This is a genomic window from Streptomyces sp., from assembly GCF_035644915.1.
In the GTDB taxonomy this organism is placed as follows: Bacteria; Actinomycetota; Actinomycetes; order Streptomycetales; family Streptomycetaceae; genus Streptomyces.
Genome location: NZ_DASQNP010000246.1, coordinates 1 through 18,824 on the forward strand (window position 1 = coordinate 1; position 18,824 = coordinate 18,824).

Below are 18,824 nucleotides of genomic sequence, written 5' to 3' on the forward strand. Positions count from 1 at the left end.
CTCGCGGGCAAGACGGTCATCGACACCGGCAACTACTACCCGCAGCGCGACGGCAGGATCGAGGCCCTGGAGAACGGCTCGACCACGAGCAGCGAACTGCTCCAGCAGTACCTCGGGGAATCGGCGCACGTCGTAAAGGCGTTCAACAACATCGGCCACCAGCACCTCGCCGTACTGGGCAGGCCGGCGGGCGCCGAGGACCGCACCGCGCTCCCCCTCGCCGGAGACAACGCCGAGGCGAAGCGGCACGCGACCGCACTGCTCGACGTCCTCGGGTACGACACCGTCGACGCGGGACCACTCGCGCAGGGCAGGCTGTTCGGAGTGGGCACGCCCGCGTACGGCAATCCCTACATGGAGCCGTCCGGCGGACCGTCCGGCCCCCTGGCGGCCCGTCCGGCTTCGGGGGCCGAGATACGAGCACTCCTGGCGGAGGCACAGGGCTGACGCGGGCGGTGCGCCGAAACGGACGTCCTCCTGCCACCTGGGACGAAGCTCCGCGGGACCGTTCCCAGGTCCCAACGCCCGCACGCCGACACGTCCACCCTCCGTTGTCCCTCCCGGCCTTGAGGTTTGCGGGCCGGGCCGGAGTCCCGTCCGAAGACCCCGGCGACCGGCGCACGGGGGCGTGCCTCAGCCGGGCGGGTCCGGATTCCGGGGCTGGAGCCGGGGAGCGGCGGTACGGGACGACGCCCCGGGCTCCGGTGGGAGGCGCCCGGGGCGTGTGCCGCCCGCGCGAGACCGCACCGGCGGTCCCGGCCGGTGCTCCCCGTTATCCGAACCGTCATCCGAACTGGCCGGGCCGGTAGTCGCCGGCGGGCTGCCGGACGATGACGTTCACGCGGTTGAAGGCGTTGATGAGGGCGATGAGGGACACCAGGGCGGCGAGCTGGTCCTCGTCGTAGTGCTTGGCGGCGTTCGCCCACGCCTCGTCCGTGACACCGCCGGCCGCGTCGGCGATGCGGGTGCCCTGCTCCGCCAGCTCCAGAGCGGCGCGCTCGGCGTCGGTGAAGACGGTGGCCTCTCGCCAGGTCGCGATCAGGTTGAGGCGCACCGGGGTCTCCCCGGCGTGTGCGGCCTCTTTGGTGTGCATGTCGGTGCAGAAGGCGCAACCGTTGATCTGACTGGCGCGGATCTTCACCAGTTCCTGTGTCGCGGCGGGCAGCGTCGAGTCCGAGATCACCTTGCCCGCCGACACGAAGTGCTTGAAGATCTTGGCCGCGTTCGGGTTGCCCAGGAGGTTCAAGCGAGCGTCCATGGTGAACTCCTCTGCCGTGGTTGACGGTTACACCTCCCTGACGGAAGCGCCCGGCGAGATGTGACAGAGGCGAATGTGACGTGCGTCTCCTCTGCCGTGCCGCGGCAGGGGCCGCCCACGGCGAAACCCGGGACCGCTGCCGGGAGACCCCCGCACGCCACGATCGCCGACACCTTCCCCGGATCGGGCACCCCGCGATCCGGACAGGACCGGAGGTCCGTCCACCACCTCATCGAGGCGAAACCGGGCGAGAGACCCGAGCCGCCCGGAGCGCGCGGCCACGGCACCGACCGGGCACGGCGCGCCCGCGGCGTCCCGCCCCGCCGCCTCGCCCCAGGCGGCCCGACGGGCGCAAGCCCCTCGGCCCCGGAGACGCCCGGGCACCCCTCCGAGCACTGCTGCGCATCCAAAAAAGTGTGCCAAGCGTTCACAAGAACGTGGTCCATCGGGCCCGGTCGGGGGCGGATCCGGCAGAGCGCGAAGGGGAGACGACGCGGATCGTTCTTCGCCAGGTGCACCTCTGCCCACCTATGAGCCGGCCCGTTCCCTGACGTCGCGTACGAGCTCCCGGTGTGGTGAGCGGCGCTGAGCGCCGCTCACCACACCGGGATCGTGGCCGGGCGTCATGCCGGACCTTCGGACTCCCCAAGGGCACCGAGTGTTCCCGGGCTGTGCGTGCCCGGCGGAGAACCGTGGATTGCAAGGTCGGCACGTCGGATAGCCTGGGGAAATGCTCCCCGAAGTCACCGCCACGCGCTATGTGACGCCCCTGCGCGAGGGCGGTTCGCTGCCCGGCATCGTCGAGGCCGACGACCTGGGCACCTACGTCATGAAGTTCACCGGCGCCGGTCAGGGCCGCAAGACCCTGGTGGCCGAGGTGCTGTGCGGGCGGCTGGCCCAGCGGCTCGGCCTGCGCGTGCCCGACCTGGTGGGCATCCAGCTCGACCCGGTGATCGGCCTGGGCGAGCCCGACCAGGAGGTGCAGGAGCTGCTGAAGGCCAGCGGCGGGCTGAACCTGGGGATGGACTTCCTGCCCGGCTCGATCGGCTTCGACCCGCTCGCCTACCGGGTGGACGCCGCGGAGGCCGGGCGCGTGGTGTGGTTCGACGCGCTGGTGGGCAACGTCGACCGCTCCTGGCGCAACCCCAACATGCTCGTCTGGCACGGCGACCTGTGGCTCATCGACCACGGCGCCACCCTGATCTGGCACCACAACTGGTCCACCGCCGACCGGGCCGCCGACAAGCCGTACGACGCCTCCGACCACGCCCTCGCCCCCGCGGGGCCCGACATCGCCGCGGCCGCCGCCGAACTGGCGCCGCGCGTGACGGAGGAGCTGCTGGCCGAGTGCGCGGCCGACGTCCCCGACGAGTGGCTGGACGGCGAGCCGGGCTTCGGCACGCCGGACGCGCTGCGCCGCGCCTACGTGGAGGTGCTGGCGGCCCGGGCGGGTACGGTCCACGAGCGGATCACCATCGGCGCCCCGAGCCAGGACGGGCCGTCCAGGGCGCCGGGCTGGCTGAGGGACTGGGCGGACGCGGTGAGCGGATTGAAGAAGAAGGACGGGCGGACGCGGTGAGCGGGCTGACAGGCGGACGGGACGTCTTCGAGTACGCCGTGCTGCGCGTGGTCCCCCGGGTCGAGCGCGGTGAGTCGATCAACGCCGGGGTCGTCCTCTACTGCCGTGCCCGGTCCTTCGTCGCGGCCCGTATCCACCTGGACGAGGACCGGCTGCGGGCGCTGGATCCGGGCGTGGACGTCGAGGGAGTGCGCGCCGCCCTGCACGCCGTGGAGTGCGTGTGCCGGGGCGGGGACGTCGCCGGGCAGGCCGCCGGGGAGGATGCCGGACGGCGCTTCCGCTGGCTGGTCGCGCCCCGCTCCACCGTCGTCCAGCCGGGGCCGGTGCACACCGGGCTGACCGCCGATCCCGAGGCGGAGGCCGAGCGGCTGCTGGACGTCCTGGTGCGCTGACCGCGCCGGTCCGGCGCATGCCGGGTGGACGGAAGGCCGGCCGCGCGCCGCGGGCGGACCGCCGGGGGCGGGGTGAGCCGGGAAGGGTCCGGGAAGGGGCCCGCGCGTGGGCTGGGACTCACCCGTGTCGACGACCGTTGACAGAGCGTGTCCGTGCTTCTAGCGTCACGTCTGCCAGAGGTACTAAGCGGTTGCTCACCCATTCGAGCGCGAGGAGAACCAGCATGTCCACCACCGAGCAGCGCGTCGCGATCGTGACGGGCGGAGCCCGCGGCATCGGCGCGGCCACGGCCGTCCGGCTGGCCGCCGAGGGCCGGGCCGTCGCCGTACTCGACCTGGACGAGGCCGCCTGCAAGGACACCGTGGAGAAGATCACCGCGGCGGGCGGCAGGGCGCTGGCGGTCGGCTGCGACGTGTCGGTCACCGAGCAGGTGGAGGCCGCCGTCGCCCGGGTCACCGAGGAGCTGGGCGCGCCGACCGTCCTGGTCAACAACGCCGGAGTGCTCCGCGACAACCTGCTGTTCAAGATGAGCGACTCCGACTGGGACACGGTCATGAACGTGCACCTGCGCGGTGCCTTCCTGATGTCCCGGGCGTGCCAGAAGCACATGGTGGACGCCGGGTTCGGCCGGATCGTCAACCTCTCCTCCAGCTCGGCCCTCGGCAACCGCGGCCAGGCCAACTACTCCGCCGCCAAGGCCGGTCTGCAGGGCTTCACCAAGACCCTCGCCAAGGAACTGGGCAAGTTCGGCATCACCGCCAACGCGGTGGCCCCCGGCTTCGTCGTCACCGACATGACCGCCGCCACCGCCGCCCGGGTCGGCATGAGCTTCGAGGACTTCCAGCAGGCCGCCGCCTCGCAGATCCCCGTCCAGCGCGTCGGCAGGCCCGAGGACATCGCCAACGCCATCGCGTTCTTCACCGGTGAGGAGGCGGGCTTCGTCTCCGGTCAGGTGCTGTACGTGGCCGGCGGACCGCTCGACTGACGGCCGGACGACCCACGAGGAACGGAAGAACCATGGCAGCACGGAACAGCGGCGCGGCGCAGGACGGCGGCGCGGCACCCGACAGCGGCAAGGTCGCCCTCGTCACCGGGGCGAGCCGCGGCATCGGCTACGGCATCGCCGAGGCGCTCGTCGCCCGCGGCGACCGGGTGTGCATCACCGGCCGCAACGAGGACGCGCTCAAGGAGGCCGTCGAACGGCTCGGCACCGACCGGGCCATCGGCGTCGCCGGCAAGGCGCACGACGAGGCCCACCAGGCGGAGGCGGTCGAGCGCACCATGGAGGCGTTCGGCCGCGTCGACCACCTGGTCAACAACGCGGGCACCAACCCGGTCTTCGGGCCCATCGCCGAGCTGGACCTGAACGTCGCCCGCAAGGTCTTCGAGACCAACGTGCTCTCCGCCCTCGGCTTCGCCCAGCGCACCTGGGCGGCCTGGCAGAAGGAGCACGGCGGCACCATCGTCAACATCGCCTCCCTCGCCGGGCTGGGCGCCTCGCCCTTCATCGGCGCCTACGGCATGAGCAAGGCCGCGATGGTCAACCTCACCCTCCAACTGGCGCACGAGATGTCGCCGGGCGTGCGGGTCAACGCCATCGCCCCGGCGGTGGTGAAGACCAAGTTCGCCGCCGCCCTCTACGAGGGGCGCGAGGCGGAGGTCGCCGGCCACTACCCGATGGGACGGCTCGGCACGCCCGAGGACATCGGGGGAGCGGCGGCCTTCCTCACCTCCGACGCCTCCGCCTGGATCACCGGCCAGACCCTGGTGGTGGACGGCGGCATCCTGCTCAACGCCGGAGTGGGCTGACCGTACGCCCCCCCGCCGCCCGCCTCCGGTGCCGGGCCGCCCCCTCCGGGCGGCCCGGCACCGGAGCGTTCTCCTTCCCGCTCCCCGAAGGCCCCGGAGCCGCCCCGGCCCGGACGGCGCCCCGGGCCGGGTCACCGGAAGAATCCCCTGCTCTTCCCCGGTCCAGATGCCTGTCAGCTCCGTCACATGCTGCGGTAAGGTCTGCCACGTCGTCGGCACGACAGGCATCTCGAAGCCCTGCCGTACGTGCGGTGGCACGCGCACCGCGGCGCGCGCTCCGTCCCGCCAGCCGACGGAAATCCCCCCGCACCCCCCCAGGCAGTAGTGGCACCGCCGACCGAGGAGCGTACAAGTGTTCAGCCAGGACAAGCCTCTGAAGGGCGCAGCCGTGGTGGTGACGGCGAGCCTGCTCGCCGGATGCGGCTCGCTGGTCGGAGGAGGCGAGGACGAAGACGCGATCGTGGTCGGCACGACCAGCACGCCCAGCGTCCTGGACCCGGCCGGCGCCTGGGACGGTTCCTGGGAGCTGTTCAGGAACGTCTACCAGACGCTGCTGCACTTCCCGAACTCCAGCGGCACCCCCGAGCCCGACGCCGCCCAGAACTGCGGCTTCACCGACACCGTCAGCAGCGTCTACCGCTGCGTGCTGAAGAAGGACCTGAAGTTCTCGGGAGGCAGCCCGCTGGACGCCGAGGCGGTGAAGCACTCCTTCGAGCGCACCCTCGCCATCAAGGCGGACAGCGGCCCCGCCCAGTTGCTGCAGAGCATCGACCGCATCGAGACCTCGGGCAAGCGGACGGTCATATTCCACCTCAAGCGGCCGGACGCGACGTTCCCGCTGGTGCTCGCCACCCCCGCCGCCTCCCTCGTCGACCCCGCCGTCTACCCGGCCGACCAGTTGCTGAAGTCGAAGAAGATCAGCGGCTCGGGGCCGTACCGGCTGGAGGACTACCAGGACGGCGAGAGCGCCGAGCTGGTCAGGAACGAGAACTACAACGGTGCCGCCGAGGTGAAGAACCAGGCCGTCACCGTCCGGTACTTCAAGGACTCGGAGCGGATGGTCGACGAGCTCAAGAAGGGGAACGTCGACCTGACCTACCGCGGCCTGACCCCCGAGCAGATCACCGACTTCGAGAGGAACCGCACCGACTACCCGGACATCAAGCTCAACGAGGTCTACGGCACCGAGATCCGCTACCTGGTGTTCAACCCGGAGCACGAGGCCGTCGCCGATCCGGCCGTCCGCAGGGCCGTCGCCCAGGTCATCGACCGCAAGGCCCTGGTCCGCAACGTCTACCGGCGCACCTCCGCCCCGCTGTACTCCATGGTCCCCGGCGGGATCACCGGGCACACCAGCGCCTTCTACGAGAAGTACGGCGAGCCCAGCGTGGAGAAGGCCAAGACCACGCTGGCCCGGGCCGGGATCACCGGCAAGGTCCGGCTGACCCTCTGGTACACCACCGACCGCTACGGGGCGAGCACCGCGAGGGAGTTCGCCGAGATCAAGCGGCAGCTCGAGGCGTCGGGGCTGTTCGAGATCACCCTGGAGGGCCGCGAGTGGCGCGAGTTCCAGAAGGGGATCGCGAACGGCGATTACCCGGTGTTCGGCCGCGGCTGGTTCCCGGACTTCCCGGACGCGGACAACTACATCTCGCCGTTCGTGGGCAAGGAGAACGCCCTGGGCACGCCGTACGAGGACAGCGTCCTGACCGGCACGCTGCTGCCCAGGGCCCGCAAGGAGAGCGACCGGGGCGCGGCCAGCACCGCCTTCACCAGGGCCCAGGAGATCCTGGCCGAGGACGCCCGGCTGGTCCCCCTGTGGCAGGGCAAGCTCTACATCGCCGCGCACGACGACGTCGCCGGCGTGGAGTGGAGCATCGACTCCTCGACGATCATGCGGCTGTGGGAGCTGTCCCGCAAGGAGAGCTGGTAACCGCCGCCGCGGTCGTCCGGCCGTCCCCGCGCGCCGCTGTCAGCGGTCACCGGTACGTTCTGAGGTGCAACGCGCGGAACCGAAACCGGAGGTTGGCTACGTGAACGGCATGCTGCCCGAGTCCTGGCAGGGCGTCCTCGGCGATGAGCTGGAGAAGCCTTACTTCAAGCAGCTCACCGAGTTCGTCGAGGAGGAGCGGGCGCGAGGGCCGGTCTATCCGCCCCGGGAGGAGGTCTTCGCGGCACTGGACGCCACCCCCTACGACCAGGTCAAGGTGGTGATCATCGGCCAGGACCCGTACCACGGCAAGGGGCAGGGGCACGGGCTGGCGTTCTCGGTGCGGCCGGGGGTGCGGATCCCGCCGTCCCTGCGGAACATCTACAAGGAGCTGAACGCGGAGCTGGGCTGCCCCGTCCCGGACAACGGCTACCTGATGCCGTGGGCGGAGCAGGGCGTGCTGCTGCTCAACACGGTCCTGACGGTCCGGGAGGGCGAGCCCAACTCCCACAAGGGCAAGGGGTGGGAGAAGTTCACGGACGCGGTGATCCACGCCGTGGGCGCCCGGCCCGACCCGGCCGTCTTCGTGCTGTGGGGCGCCCACGCGAAGAAGAAGCTGCCGCTGATCGACACCGAGCGGCACGCGGTGGTGCAGGGCGCCCACCCCTCGCCGCTGTCGGCGAAGAAGTTCTTCGGTTCCCGCCCCTTCACCCAGATCAACGAGGCGATCGCGGCGCAGGGCCACACCCCGGTCGACTGGTGCATCCCCAACCTCGGATCCTGAGCGCGGGGCACCGGGCCGGGGCGGGTCGTCCCGGCCCGGCCCGGTGTCAGGGCAGTTCGTAGTCGAAGGCGTAGGCGACGGACGGCTCGCCGTGCACCGCGGTGAAGCCGCCCGTCCCCCTCAGTCCGGTCAGCTCCCCGGTGGCGGAGCCGGGCACCACCTCGAAGACGCAGTGCGTGGTCCCGTCCGCGTCGAAGGTGCCGCGCTCGGCGAGGACGAGGCTGCCCCGGCGGCCGTCGACGGTGCCGGTGACCAGTTGGTGGCCGGTGAAGCTGCCGGCCGAGTCCGGGGCTCCGGTGGCGTAGACGATGGTGTACGCGCACGACGTCCCGGTCGCCTCGATGCCCCCGGTGAAGTGGTTGGTGACGGTGGCGGTGGCCAGCTTCGGGCCGTCCCCGGCCTGGGAGAGCACGTTCTCCTTCCAGTCGGCGTAGGTGAAGCTGCCGGTGGTGTGCGTGGTCATGGATCCCCTCCGGGCGGTTCCAGGCGGTGGCGCGGGCCCCTCCCGCGCCGGACGCCACCACTGTCGCGCCCGTACCTGACACCTTCTGTCAGGTACGGCGGGCAGACTGGCGCCATGCGCGCCGACCGCCTCCTGCAGATGCTGCTCCTGCTCCAGAACCGGGGCCGGATGACCGCGTCCGAACTCGCCTCCGAGCTGGAGGTCTCGGTCCGCACCGTCTACCGCGACGCGGAGGCGCTCGCCGCCTCCGGCGTCCCCGTCTACGCCGAGCGGGGCCCGGAGGGCGGCTACCGCCTCCTGGAGGGCTACCGCACCCGGCTGACCGGGCTCACCGGGGAGGAGGCCGACTCCCTCTGGCTCGCCGGCATGCCCGCCGCGGCGGCCGAGCTGGGACTGGGCGCCGAGCTGACCACCGCCCAGCTGAAGCTGCGCGCCGCGCTCCCCGCCCAGCTCGCCGAGCGCACCCGGCGGGTGCAGGAGCGCTTCCACCTCGACGCCCCCGCGTGGTTCCGGGACGCCGACCCCGTGCCGCACCTGGCGCGCGTCGCCGAGGCCGTCTGGGAGCAGCGGGTCCTGCGCGTCCACTACCGCCGTTGGCGCGGCGAGGTGCGCCGCGAGCTGCACCCGCTCGGGCTCGTCCTCAAGGGCGGCATCTGGTACCTGGTCGCCCGCTCCGGGGAGCACCCCGGGAGGGCCGGGGAGACGGGGGATGCGGGAGGAGCGGGGGAGGCCGGGCAGGACGGGCGGGCCGTGCGCACCTACCGGGTCTCGCGGATCCTGGCCCTCGACGGCCCGGGCGAGCGCTTCGAGCGGCCCGCGGACTTCGACCTCGCGGCGTACTGGGGACGGTTCTCCCGCCGTCTGGAGGACGCCCGCCACCAGGGCGAGGCGCACCTGCGCGTCTCGCCGCGCGCCCTGCGGCTGCTGCCCATGCAGTTCGGCGCGGTGGGCGCGCGGGCCGCGGCGGAGGCGGGCGAGCCGGACGGGGACGGCTGGGCGCGGGTGGTCCTGCCGGTGGAGAGCACGCCCGTGGCGGTGGGCGACCTGCTCCGGCTGGGCGCGGAGGCCGAGGTGCTCGGCCCCGCCGGGCTGCGGGCGGCGGTGGCGGAGGCGGTGGGGGTGCTGGCGCGGCGGTACGGCCGGGACACCACCGGGGACACCGCCGGGGACACCGCCCAGGGCACGGCCGGGGACACCGCGGCGGGAGCCTGAACCCGCGGCGGCGCCCCGGCCGTACCGGGCCGGGCGGCGGCCGGGCGGCGGGCACCGGCCGGGGCTCAGCGGCCCAGCGCTCCCCGCAGCAGCTCCCCGAGTCCGGCCCGCAGCTCCTCCAGGGTCGGCACCGTCGAGTGGTAGGAGCCCGCGGTGCAGGAGAACATCACGCCGTCGCACCAGGCGATCAGCGACAGCGCGTGCCGCTCGGGCTCGGCCGAGCCGGCGGCGGCCATCATCGTCACCAGCGGTTCGCGGAAGGCACTGGTCCCCGTCCGGTCGTAGATGGCCCGCAGGGCGGGGCGCCGGGTGGCCTCCAGGGCGAGTTCGTAGCGGGCGATCGCCAGCCGGCGGTGGTGGGTCAGGTAGCGGTGCAGGGCCAGGGCCAGCGCCTCGGCCAGTGCCCCGGGGCCGTCCCCGGGCCCGGGCATCTCCCGCGGTGCCAGCACCTGTGCCTCGCGCACGGCCAGCCGCCGCACCGCCGCCTCCAGGAGGGCCTCGCGGGTGCGCGCGTGGTTGGACGTCGATCCCTGCGGCAGCCCGGCCGCCTCGTCCACCGCGCGGTGGGTCAGCCCGCGCAGGCCCCGTTCGGCGAGCAGGTCGATCGCGGTGTCGGCGATCAGGTCGGTACGGGCGGCGGTGCGGGTGGCGGTCCGGGCCGTGCGGGGAGCCATGCCGGTCAATCTACCGCTGCCACTACAGGCGTAGTAGCCTGTAGCTGTCACTACAGGTGTAGTGACACCGGGCCGTCAGCAGGGAGCTCAGCCATGCACCAGCCCCGAGCCTTCGTCATCGGTGCCGGAGTCGGCGGCCTGACCGCCGCGGCGGCGCTGCACCGGCGCGGATGGGCGGTCACCGTCGCCGAGCGCGCCGCCACCCTGGAACCCGTCGGGGCGGGCATCGCCCTGGCCCCCAACGCCCAGCGGGCCCTGGACGTCATCGGGCTCGGCGACGCGGTCCGGTCCATGGCCGGCCGGCAGGACGAAGGGGGCCTGCGCACCCCGTCGGGCCGCTGGCTCTCCCGCACCAGCCAGACCGCCGCGGCCGAACGCTTCGGCGGCCCCGTCGTCGTCCTCCACCGCGCCGACCTCATCGGCCTGCTCGCCGCCCGGCTGCCCGGGGGCACCGTCCGCACCGGCACCCCGGCCGCGGTCACCGACCCCGGCACGGCCGAACGGCCCGCGACCGTCCGCACCGGCCACGGCGGAGAAAGGGGCGGAGAAGAGAGCGGAGAAGAGGGCCGAGAAGGGGAGGAGCACACCGCCGACCTCGTCGTCGCCGCCGACGGCATCCACTCCGCCACCCGGCGGGCCCTCTTCCCCGGCCACCCCGCCCCCCGCTACGCCGGGTTCACCGCCTGGCGCTTCGTCGTCCCCCCGCCCGGGCGGCCCTTCACCCCCCACGAGACCTGGGGCCGCGGCTCGGTGTGGGGCACCGTCCCGCTGCCGGACGGCCGGGTGTACGCCTACGCCACCGCCGTCCTCCCCGCCGGCGGGAGGGCGCCCGACGACGAGCGGGCCGAACTGCTGCGCCGCTTCGGCTACTGGCACCACCCCGTGCCCGACCTGCTCGCGGCCGTGGAACCGGCGGCGATCCTGCGCAACGACGTGTACGGCACCGCCGTCGCGCTGCCCGCCTACCACCGCGGCCGGGTCGCCCTGCTCGGCGACGCCGCCCACGCCATGACCCCCAACCTCGGCCAGGGCGGCTGCCAGGCCGTCGAGGACGCGGTCGTCCTCGCCCACCACGCCGCCCCCGACCCGGGGGAGACGGTCCGCGCCCTGGCCGCCTACACCCGCGACCGGCTGCCCCGCACCATGGACGTCGTACGCCGCTCCGCCCGCGTGGCACGGCTGAGCACCCTCTCCTCCCCGCCCGCCTGCGCGCTGCGCGCCGCCGCCGTCGCCGTCGCCGACCGGATCGGCCCGCGCCTGGTCCTGCGCGGTCTCGACGGCATCGCCGACTGGCGGCCGCCCCGGACGCCGTATGCTGCCGGGACACTGGAGAGCGACACCACGGGCCACTGACGGCGACGATCCAGGGAGGGCTTGTGAAGGTCGGTGTGATCGGGCTCGGCGACATCGCGCGGAAGGCGTACCTCCCCGTGCTCACCGCCCAGCCGGGTGTGGAGCTCCACCTCCACACCCGTACCCGCGCCACCCTGGACGAGATCGCCGACGCCCACCGGATCCCCGCCGGGCAGCGGCACGCCGACCTCGACGCGCTGCTCGCGGCCGGGCCCGACGCGGCGTTCGTCCACTCCCCGACCGAGACCCACCCGCGGATCGTCGCCCGGCTGCTGGAGGCCGGGGTGCCGACGTACGTCGACAAGCCGCTCGCCCACGACCTCGCCGAGGCCGAGCGGCTGGTGCGGTTGGCCGCCGAGCGGCGCGTCTCGCTCGCCGTCGGCTTCAACCGCCGCCACGCGCCCGGCTACGTCCAGTGCCTGGAGCACCCCCGCCAGTTGATCCTGATGCAGAAGAACCGCATCGGCCTGGCCGGCGACCCGCGCACGGTGGTCTACGACGACTTCATCCACGTCGCCGACACCCTCCGCTTCCTGCTGCCCGGCCCGGCCGAGCACATCGACGTCCGCGCCCGGGTCCGCGACGGACTGCTGCACCACGTGGTGCTCCAGATGTCGGGCGACGGCTTCACCGCGCTCGGCGTGATGAACCGGATGAGCGGCAGCGCCGAGGAGGTCCTGGAGGTCGCCGGGGAGGACACCAAGCGCCAGGTGTTCAACCTGGCGGAGATCGTCGACCACCGGGGCCAGCCCACCGTCCGCCGCCGCGGGGACTGGGTGCCCGTGGCCCGCCAGCGCGGCATCGAGCAGATCACCCTGGCCTTCCTCGACGCCGTGCGCGCCGGGAGGCACCTCGGCGCCGAGGACGCCCTGCGCACCCACGAGCTGTGCGAACGGGTCGTCACCGCCGCGCTGCAGCAGTCCGCGTAGGCGGCAGCCACTCCCGCGAGTTTGGCCGCGGCCCCCCGCCCGGTCCCCGCCGCGCCCGTCCGGCCGCCGCGACGGCCGCCGCCGTCAGCAGCGCGCCCAGCGCGGCGGCGACGGTCCAGTCGCCGAACCGCACGTACGGGCTGGTGCCCGAGGCGAGCGGCACCTCGTACACCGCGGAGGCGCTGCGGTCGGTGCCCAGCCGCTCGCCCACCGGCTCGCCGCGCGGCCCGTGCACCGCGCTCACCCCCGTCAGCGTGGCGTGCACCACCGGCCGCCAGGTCTCCGCCGCCCGCAGCGCCGCCAGGGAGGCGTGCTGCTGCGGCGCCCAGCTCTCCTGGAAGGAGGACGTCGCCGACTGGGCGACCAGCAGCCCGGCGCCGTCGCGCACCAGCCCCCGGCTCATGTCGGGGAACGCCGACTCGAAGCACACCAGCGGACCCAGGCGCATCCCGCCGGTGTCCATCACCACCGGCGCGTCCCCGCGCCTGCGGTCCTCGTCGGCCGCCCGGCCCACCGACGTCGCCCAGCCCAGCAGCGAACGGGCCGGGACGTACTCCCCGAAGGGCACCAGCCGCATCTTGTCGTAGCGGTCCCCGATGGGCCCCTGGGGGCCGACCAGCACCGAACTCTTGAAGATCCCCGGCCGGTCCGAGCGCCGCGCGTCCACGTTGACCAGCACCGGCGCCCCGACGCGGGCGGACAGCGCCGCCAGCCGCTCCCGCAGGTCGCCGCGGTCGCCCAGGTCGTAGCCGACGCTGCTCTCGCCCCACACCACCAGGTCCACGTCCCGGCCCGCCAGCTCGCCGGTCAGCCGCTCCCCGGCGTCGAACCGCGCGTCCGGACCCGCCACGACACCGGGCTGCACCACCGCGACCCGGACGGTGCCCGACGGCTCCGGCCGGGGCGCCCACGCCCAGGCCGCGGCCGGGACCAGCGCGCACGCCACGGCGGCGGCCACCGCGGCGGTACGGACGCGGGGGAGCGCCACGAGCACCGCCAGCACGGTGTTCACCGCCACCACCCACACGGTGACCAGCCACACCCCGCCCAGCGACGCCAGCCGCAGCGCGGGCGGCACCTGCCACTGGCTGGCTCCGAGCAGCGCCCACGGCCCGCCCAGGTACTCCCAGGAGCGCACCAGCTCGATCACCAGCCACGCCGAGGGCACCAGCACCACGGCCGCGACCGCCCGTCCCGGCCCCGGCGACCCCGCCAGCAGGCGCCGCACCAGCCAGCCCCAGGGCGCCCACAGCAGCCCCAGCAGGGCCGCCACCACGACGAGGAAGACGTGCAGGTTCGGCGCCAGCCAGTGGTGGGTGGCCAGCAGGAAGCCGGTACCGCCCAGCCAGCCCTCCACGGCGGCGCGGCGCCCGCCCTCCGCCGAGCGGAGCAGCAGCAGCCACGGCACCAGGGCGGCGTAGGCCCACCACCACAGCGACGGCGCGGGGAAGGCGAGCGCGGGCAGCGCCCCCGCGGCCGGCGCGAGCGCCCAGCGCCGCCACCGTGTCTCCAGAGCCACCCGCATGCCGCGCCTCCCTCGCCTCGGCCGGGACCAGTGTGCGGGACCGCCGCCCCGCCGGACAGGACGCCGTGCCGCCGGCGCGGCCACCCGGGCCGACGGGTGGCCGGGAACCGTCCTTCCGGGGGTTTCGGTGTCCGTATGCGGGTGACCTTCCCAGGAACCGGCCGGTCATGACCCGGACGGACGGGACGGCGGGGACGGAACGGGAGGGCGCGGGAAGCGCGGAGGCACGGCGGGCACGAAGGGACCGGGAAAGGAGGCGGCGGTGACGGAACTCCCCCTGCTGGTGGGCGTCGACGGCTCCGCGGCCGGTCTGCGCGCGGTGGACTGGGCCGTGGACGCGGCGGCCCGGCACGGCGTACCGCTGCGCCTGCTCCACGCCGCCACGGAGTGGACGGCGGACGGTCCCGGGCCGGAGGACCTGATGGCCGCGGCGACCGAGCGCGCCCACCAGCGGAACCCCGAGGTACGGCTGACCACCGGCATCCTCGCCGAGGACCCCGCGACCGCCCTGGTCCACGCGGGCCGCAACGCGCTCGCCCTGGTCGTCGGCGCCCGGGGCCGGGGCCGGATCGCCGGACTGCTGCTGGGCTCGGTGGGGCTGGCGGTGGCGGGCCGCGCCGACTGCCCGGTGGTCGTCGTGCGCGGCGGGGACGCCGCCCGCCGCGGTGAGCACGGGCGGATCGTCCTCGGCGTCGGGGACGCGACCGGGGACACGGCCGGGGACGCGGCCGGGGGCGCGCCCACCGTGCGCTTCGCCTTCCGCGAGGCCGCGGCCCGGCGCTGTGCCCTGCACGCCGTACGGACCTGGCGCCGCCCCGTCCACGAGGCGCGGTCGCACCCGCTGGTCCGGGGCAGCCCCGAGCACGCCCGCCACCGGCAGGCACTGGACCACCTGGACGACGTGCTGCGCGCCACGGCCCGCGAGCACACCGGGATCGACCTGCGCCTCCAGGCCGTGGAGGGGCCCGCCCGCGTGGTGCTGCTGGAGAAGTCGCGGAGCGCGGACCTGCTGGTGGTCGGAGCGCACCGCAGGCGGGAGCACTTCGGCCTCCAACTGGGGATGGTCGGCCACACCGTGCTCCACCACGCCGACTGCCCGGTCGCCCTCGTGCCCGAGCACATCTGACCCGACCCGACCACCGGACGGACCGCCCATGTCGTTCGCCGCCGAACCGCAGCAGACCGGCCCCGCGGGGGCCGCGGGAGCCACCGGGCCCGGGCAGGCCGCCCGGGCGGGGGACGCCGTGCCGGTCCGGGCCCTGCGCGGCGTCCGGGCCGTGGTCTTCGACACCGACGGGGTGATCACCGACTCCGCCCGGGTCCACGCCGCCGCCTGGAAGGAGGCCTTCGACGCCTGCCTGCGCGCCTGGCGCGAGCGCTCCGGCGGCACCGGCAGCGGCGGCGGGCCGGACCGGTTCCGCCCCTTCGACGTCCAGGAGGACTACCGGCGCCACGTGGACGGCAGGTCGCGCATCGACGGCGCCGCCGCCTTCCTGGCCTCACGGGGACTGGACCTGCCGCTCGGCACGCCGCAGGACCCCCCGGGCGACGGCACCGTCCGGGCCGTGGCCGCCCGCAAGGAGGAGCTGTTCACCGACGCGCTGCGCGAGCACGGCGTCGACGCCTGGCCCGGCACGGTGCGGCTGCTGCGCGTGCTGCGCCGCGCGGGGACGCCCATGGCGGTGATCTCGGCCTCCCGGCACGCCCGGGAACTGCTCTCCGGGGCCGGGGTGCTGGAGATGTTCGACGCGGTGGTGGACGGCCGGGAGGCGGCCCGGCTGCGCCTGCCGGGCAAACCGGACCCCGCGGTGTTCCTGGAGGCCGCCCGGCGCCTGGGCGTGCCCGCGCCGGAGACGGCCGTCGTCGAGGACGCGCTGGCGGGCGTCGAGGCGGGCCGCCGCGGCGGATTCGGCCTGGTCGTCGGGGTGGACCGGACGGCCGGACCCACCAGCGCGCGGGACCTGCGCGACCACGGTGCCGACGTGGTCGTGCGCGACCTGGCGGAACTGCTGACCGAGTCCGGCGCCGGCACCGGCGGGGAGGGCACCGCGGAGCGCGGCACCCCGCGGGAGGACGTCGGCCGGCACGAGGAGGGCTGAGACCGTGGAGCAGTGGGTGTGGGGGTACGAGGGCTACGAGCCCGCCGAGGAGCGGCTGCGCGAGGCCCTGTGCACGCTGGGCAACGGCTACTTCGCGACCCGGGGCGCGGCGCCCGAGACCGACGCCGGGGAGGTGCACTACCCCGGCACGTACGTGGCGGGCTGCTACGACCGGACGGTGTCCACCGTGGCGGGCCGCCGGGTCGAGAACGAGGACCTGGTCAACCTCCCCAACTGGCTGCCCCTGCGCTTCAGGGTCCTCGACGCCCCCGGAACCCCCGGCGCCGCCGACGGTCCCGGTCCGCCCTGGTGGACCCCGGACCAGGGCGGGCTGCTGGAGTACCGGCAGGAACTGGACCTCCGGCAGGGCGTCCTGAACCGCTCCCTGCGCCTGGAGGACTCCCGGGGGCGGCGGCTGCGCGTGCGGCAGAGCCGCCTGGTCCACATGGGCGAGCCGCACCTGGCGGCCCTGCGCACCACGTTCACCGCGGAGGACTGGTCCGGGACGATCGAGGTCGAGTCGGCCGTCGACGGCGACGTCACCAACGCGGGCGTGGCCCGCTACCGCGCCCTCGGCGGCCGCCACCTGGCCGGCCACGACGCCGGCGCCGCGGCCCCCGACACCCTCTGGCTGCGCTGCCACACCGTGACCTCCGGCATCGGCGTGGCCCTGGCCGCCCGCACCCGCCTGGCGGGCGGGGAGCCCGTCTCGGTCCGCGACGACACCACCGGCCCGCGGCCCGCGCGGCGGCTGACCGTCGCCGTCCGGCCCGGGCGGCCCGTCACCGTCGACAAGGTCGTCTCCCTGCACACCTCGCACGACGTGGCGATCAGCGACCCCCTCCAGGCCGCCCTGGAGGACATCGACTACGCGCCCGGCTTCCCCGGCCTCCTCGCCGGCCACCGCGCCGCCTGGGAGGAGCTGTGGCGGCACGCCGAACTGGACGTGCCGGGCAAGGCGGGCCACATCCTGCGGGTGCACCTCTTCCACGTCCTGCAGACGCTCTCCCCGCACACCACCGACCTGGACGTGGGGGTGCCGGCCCGCGGGCTGCACGGCGAGGCGTACCGGGGGCACGTCTTCTGGGACGAGCTGTTCGTCCTGCCCTACCTCAACGTCCACTTCCCGGAGGTCTCCCGCGCCCTGCTGACCTACCGGCACCGGCGGCTGCCCGAGGCCGTCCGGGCCGCCGAGGACAACGGGTACGCCGGGGCGATGTACCCGTGGCAGAGCGGCAGCGACGGCCGGGAGGAGACCCAGACGCTGCACCTGAACCCGCGCTCGGGCCGCTGGCTGCCCGACCACTCCCAGCTCCAGCACCACGTGGGCTCGGCCATCGCCTACAACGTCTGGCGCTACTGCGAGGCCAGCGGCGACACCGACTTCCTGCAGACCAGGGGCGCCGAGATGCTGCTGCGGATCGCCCAGTTCTGGGGGAGCGCGGCGACGTACGACCCCGCCCACGAGCGCTACCGCATCCTCGGCGTGGTCGGGCCCGACGAGTACCACGAGGCGTACCCGGACACCGACCGGCCCGGCCTGGACGACAACGCCTACACCAACGTCACCGCCGCCTGGGTGCTGGGGCGCGCCCTGGACCTGCTCGACCTGCTCCCCGAGCCGCGCCGCCGGGAGCTGTGCGAGGACCTGGAGGTGGACGGGGCCACGGTGGAGCGCTGGCAGGACGTCTCGCGGCGGCTGCGGGTGCCCTTCCACAACGGCGTCATCAGCCAGTTCCACGGCTACGGCGAGCTGGCCGAACTGGACTGGGACGGCTACCGGGAGAAGTACGGCAACATCCGCCGGCTGGACCGCATCCTGGAGGCCGAGGGCGACACGGTCAACCGCTACCAGGCGTCCAAGCAGGCCGACGCGCTGATGCTCGGCTACCTGTTCTCACCGGCCGAGCTGGCGGCGCTGTTCCGGCGGCTCGGCCACACCCTCGACGACGAGCTGTGGCACCGCACGGTCGACTACTACCTGCACCGCACCAGTCACGGCTCCACCCTGAGCTCCCTGGTGCACGGCTGGGTGCTGGCCCGGGTGCGGCGCCCCGAGGCGTGGACGTACGTGCAGGAGGCCCTCGTCAGCGACGTCGCCGACATCCAGGGCGGCACCACCGCCGAGGGCATCCACCTGGGCGCCATGGCCGGGACGCTGGACCTCGTCCAGCGCGGGCTGACCGGCCTGGAGACCCGCGAGGACGCCCTGTGGCTGGACCCGGCGCCGATCCCGGAGCTGTCGGAGTTCGGCTTCACGCTGCGCTACCGGCACCACTGGGGGGTGGACGTGCGCATGCGGGCCCACGGGCTGCGCATCGGCCTGCCCGCCTCCGCCGAGGGACCCGTACGGGTGGTGCTGCCCGACCGGACCGTCACCGTCGACCCCGGCGAGTCGTGCTGGCTGCGGCTGACGGACAGGTGACAGGTGGGTGACGGGCGGCCCGGTGCGGGCCGGGGGTCAGCGGTGGCCCGGACGGCCCCCGCGGTGGCCGGCCCAGCCCACCGCGCCCACGGCCACGGCGGAGAGGAGCAGCAGCGCACCGGCCCCGGGATGCAGGACCACCAGCACCGGCACCAGGAGGACGCACACGCCGGCGAGCAGCCACAGGCGGTGCCGCGTCCCCGGCGCCGGCCCGGGCGGTTCGTCCACGGGTTCGCCGAACTCCCGGAAGCGGGCGGCGAGCTCGGCGTCCTCGCACAGGGCGCGTTCGGTCTCGCGCAGGATGCGCAGTTCTCGGAGGGTGAGTCGGGGTTCGTTCATGGTCTCGGATCAGCGTGGACGGCAGTGGACGTCGTTGTGCGCCGAGTACCCC

The 18,824-nt window shown here is 74.6% G+C and carries 18 protein-coding genes; 13 read left to right on the plus strand and 5 right to left on the minus strand.

Annotated elements, in window-relative coordinates; all coding sequences use genetic code 11:
• Positions 1 to 447: NADP oxidoreductase (locus VE546_RS26290; protein ID WP_324926598.1), on the plus strand; the 447-nt coding region annotated here is incomplete at its 5' end.
• A gap of 337 nt (positions 448 to 784) precedes the next feature.
• Here the strand turns inward: VE546_RS26290 and VE546_RS26295 are convergent.
• Positions 785 to 1,258, minus strand: a complete 474-nt coding sequence (locus tag VE546_RS26295; protein ID WP_324926600.1) for a carboxymuconolactone decarboxylase family protein — start codon at positions 1,256 to 1,258, stop codon at positions 785 to 787.
• Between the two features lie 730 nt (positions 1,259 to 1,988).
• Here VE546_RS26295 and VE546_RS26300 point away from each other — a divergent pair.
• The 6 genes from VE546_RS26300 to VE546_RS26325 all read left to right on the plus strand — a co-directional run bounded on the left by VE546_RS26300 (position 1,989) and on the right by VE546_RS26325 (position 7,753).
• Positions 1,989 to 2,837, plus strand: coding sequence for a HipA family kinase (locus VE546_RS26300; protein ID WP_324926602.1), 849 nt, complete (start codon positions 1,989 to 1,991; stop codon positions 2,835 to 2,837).
• Positions 2,834 to 3,229 carry a DUF3037 domain-containing protein gene (locus tag VE546_RS26305; RefSeq protein WP_324926604.1) on the plus strand — a complete coding sequence of 132 codons (396 nt, stop codon included), beginning with the start codon at positions 2,834 to 2,836 and terminating at the stop codon, positions 3,227 to 3,229. The genes VE546_RS26300 and VE546_RS26305 overlap by 4 nt, the downstream gene beginning before the upstream one ends.
• Positions 3,230 to 3,453: 224 nt before the next feature.
• A complete protein-coding gene (gene fabG, locus VE546_RS26310; RefSeq protein ID WP_324926606.1) occupies positions 3,454 to 4,215 on the plus strand; it encodes a 3-oxoacyl-ACP reductase FabG in 762 nt (253 codons plus the stop codon).
• Between the two features lie 32 nt (positions 4,216 to 4,247).
• A complete protein-coding gene (locus VE546_RS26315) occupies positions 4,248 to 5,039 on the plus strand; it encodes an SDR family oxidoreductase (protein ID WP_324926608.1) in 792 nt (263 codons plus the stop codon).
• Between the two features lie 352 nt (positions 5,040 to 5,391).
• The gene (locus VE546_RS26320; RefSeq protein ID WP_324926610.1) at positions 5,392 to 6,972 is read left to right on the plus strand and encodes an ABC transporter substrate-binding protein; all 1,581 of its coding nucleotides are present in this window, start codon (positions 5,392 to 5,394) and stop codon (positions 6,970 to 6,972) included.
• A gap of 109 nt (positions 6,973 to 7,081) precedes the next feature.
• A complete protein-coding gene (locus tag VE546_RS26325) occupies positions 7,082 to 7,753 on the plus strand; it encodes a uracil-DNA glycosylase (protein ID WP_324926680.1) in 672 nt (223 codons plus the stop codon).
• A gap of 46 nt (positions 7,754 to 7,799) precedes the next feature.
• Here VE546_RS26325 and VE546_RS26330 read toward each other — a convergent pair whose 3' ends face one another.
• On the minus strand, positions 7,800 to 8,216 hold the full coding sequence (locus VE546_RS26330; RefSeq protein WP_324926612.1) for a DUF3224 domain-containing protein: 417 nt from the start codon (positions 8,214 to 8,216) through the stop codon (positions 7,800 to 7,802).
• Between the two features lie 114 nt (positions 8,217 to 8,330).
• On the opposite strand from VE546_RS26330, the gene VE546_RS26335 reads away from it, so the two are divergent.
• A complete protein-coding gene (locus VE546_RS26335; protein WP_324926614.1) occupies positions 8,331 to 9,428 on the plus strand; it encodes a helix-turn-helix transcriptional regulator in 1,098 nt (365 codons plus the stop codon).
• A gap of 65 nt (positions 9,429 to 9,493) precedes the next feature.
• Here the strand turns inward: VE546_RS26335 and VE546_RS26340 are convergent, their stop codons facing one another.
• Positions 9,494 to 10,102 carry a TetR/AcrR family transcriptional regulator gene (locus VE546_RS26340; RefSeq protein WP_324926616.1) on the minus strand — a complete coding sequence of 203 codons (609 nt, stop codon included), beginning with the start codon at positions 10,100 to 10,102 and terminating at the stop codon, positions 9,494 to 9,496.
• Between the two features lie 93 nt (positions 10,103 to 10,195).
• Here VE546_RS26340 and VE546_RS26345 point away from each other — a divergent pair, with 93 nt between their 5' ends.
• Both VE546_RS26345 and VE546_RS26350 read left to right on the plus strand, forming a co-directional pair.
• The gene (locus VE546_RS26345) at positions 10,196 to 11,455 is read left to right on the plus strand and encodes an FAD-dependent monooxygenase (RefSeq protein WP_324926618.1); all 1,260 of its coding nucleotides are present in this window, start codon (positions 10,196 to 10,198) and stop codon (positions 11,453 to 11,455) included.
• A 23-nt stretch (positions 11,456 to 11,478) separates the two neighbouring features.
• A complete protein-coding gene (locus tag VE546_RS26350; RefSeq protein WP_324926620.1) occupies positions 11,479 to 12,384 on the plus strand; it encodes a Gfo/Idh/MocA family oxidoreductase in 906 nt (301 codons plus the stop codon).
• On the opposite strand, the gene lnt is transcribed toward VE546_RS26350, so the two are convergent.
• Complete coding sequence (gene lnt, locus VE546_RS26355; protein WP_324926622.1) at positions 12,356 to 13,909, minus strand: apolipoprotein N-acyltransferase; 1,554 nt, start codon at positions 13,907 to 13,909, stop codon at positions 12,356 to 12,358. The genes VE546_RS26350 and lnt overlap by 29 nt on opposite strands.
• Before the next feature lie 262 nt (positions 13,910 to 14,171).
• Here lnt and VE546_RS26360 point away from each other — a divergent pair, with 262 nt between their 5' ends.
• From VE546_RS26360 to VE546_RS26370, 3 genes are read left to right on the plus strand one after another with little or no spacing between them, the layout of a single operon-like run.
• Positions 14,172 to 15,035 carry a universal stress protein gene (locus VE546_RS26360; protein WP_324926624.1) on the plus strand — a complete coding sequence of 288 codons (864 nt, stop codon included), beginning with the start codon at positions 14,172 to 14,174 and terminating at the stop codon, positions 15,033 to 15,035.
• Between the two features lie 28 nt (positions 15,036 to 15,063).
• The gene (locus VE546_RS26365; RefSeq protein WP_324926626.1) at positions 15,064 to 16,008 is read left to right on the plus strand and encodes an HAD-IA family hydrolase; all 945 of its coding nucleotides are present in this window, start codon (positions 15,064 to 15,066) and stop codon (positions 16,006 to 16,008) included.
• Positions 16,009 to 16,012: 4 nt separating this feature from the next.
• Entirely contained in the window at positions 16,013 to 18,433 is a 2,421-nt protein-coding gene (locus VE546_RS26370) for a glycoside hydrolase family 65 protein (protein ID WP_324926628.1), read from the plus strand.
• A 36-nt stretch (positions 18,434 to 18,469) separates the two neighbouring features.
• Here VE546_RS26370 and VE546_RS26375 read toward each other — a convergent pair whose 3' ends face one another.
• Positions 18,470 to 18,772 (minus strand): DUF3040 domain-containing protein, encoded by a 303-nt coding sequence (locus VE546_RS26375; RefSeq protein ID WP_324926630.1) that lies wholly within the window; start codon positions 18,770 to 18,772, stop codon positions 18,470 to 18,472.
• Positions 18,773 to 18,824 lie beyond the last annotated feature (52 nt).

What these genes read in the sequence shown, in the direction of transcription:
- VE546_RS26315 (WP_324926608.1), top strand. Translation starts at nt 4,248, where the DNA reads ATGGCAGCACGGAACAGCGGCGCGGCGCAGGACGGCGGCGCGGCACCC.
- fabG (WP_324926606.1), top strand. Translation starts at nt 3,454, where the DNA reads ATGTCCACCACCGAGCAGCGCGTCGCGATCGTGACGGGCGGAGCCCGC.
- VE546_RS26300 (WP_324926602.1), top strand. Translation starts at nt 1,989, where the DNA reads ATGCTCCCCGAAGTCACCGCCACGCGCTATGTGACGCCCCTGCGCGAG.
- VE546_RS26335 (WP_324926614.1), top strand. Translation starts at nt 8,331, where the DNA reads ATGCGCGCCGACCGCCTCCTGCAGATGCTGCTCCTGCTCCAGAACCGG.
- VE546_RS26340 (WP_324926616.1), bottom strand. Translation starts at nt 10,102, where the DNA reads ATGGCTCCCCGCACGGCCCGGACCGCCACCCGCACCGCCGCCCGTACC.
- VE546_RS26345 (WP_324926618.1), top strand. Translation starts at nt 10,196, where the DNA reads ATGCACCAGCCCCGAGCCTTCGTCATCGGTGCCGGAGTCGGCGGCCTG.
- lnt (WP_324926622.1), bottom strand. Translation starts at nt 13,909, where the DNA reads ATGCGGGTGGCTCTGGAGACACGGTGGCGGCGCTGGGCGCTCGCGCCG.
- VE546_RS26375 (WP_324926630.1), bottom strand. Translation starts at nt 18,772, where the DNA reads ATGAACGAACCCCGACTCACCCTCCGAGAACTGCGCATCCTGCGCGAG.
- VE546_RS26330 (WP_324926612.1), bottom strand. Translation starts at nt 8,216, where the DNA reads ATGACCACGCACACCACCGGCAGCTTCACCTACGCCGACTGGAAGGAG.
- VE546_RS26365 (WP_324926626.1), top strand. Translation starts at nt 15,064, where the DNA reads ATGTCGTTCGCCGCCGAACCGCAGCAGACCGGCCCCGCGGGGGCCGCG.
- VE546_RS26325 (WP_324926680.1), top strand. Translation starts at nt 7,082, where the DNA reads ATGCTGCCCGAGTCCTGGCAGGGCGTCCTCGGCGATGAGCTGGAGAAG.
- VE546_RS26295 (WP_324926600.1), bottom strand. Translation starts at nt 1,258, where the DNA reads ATGGACGCTCGCTTGAACCTCCTGGGCAACCCGAACGCGGCCAAGATC.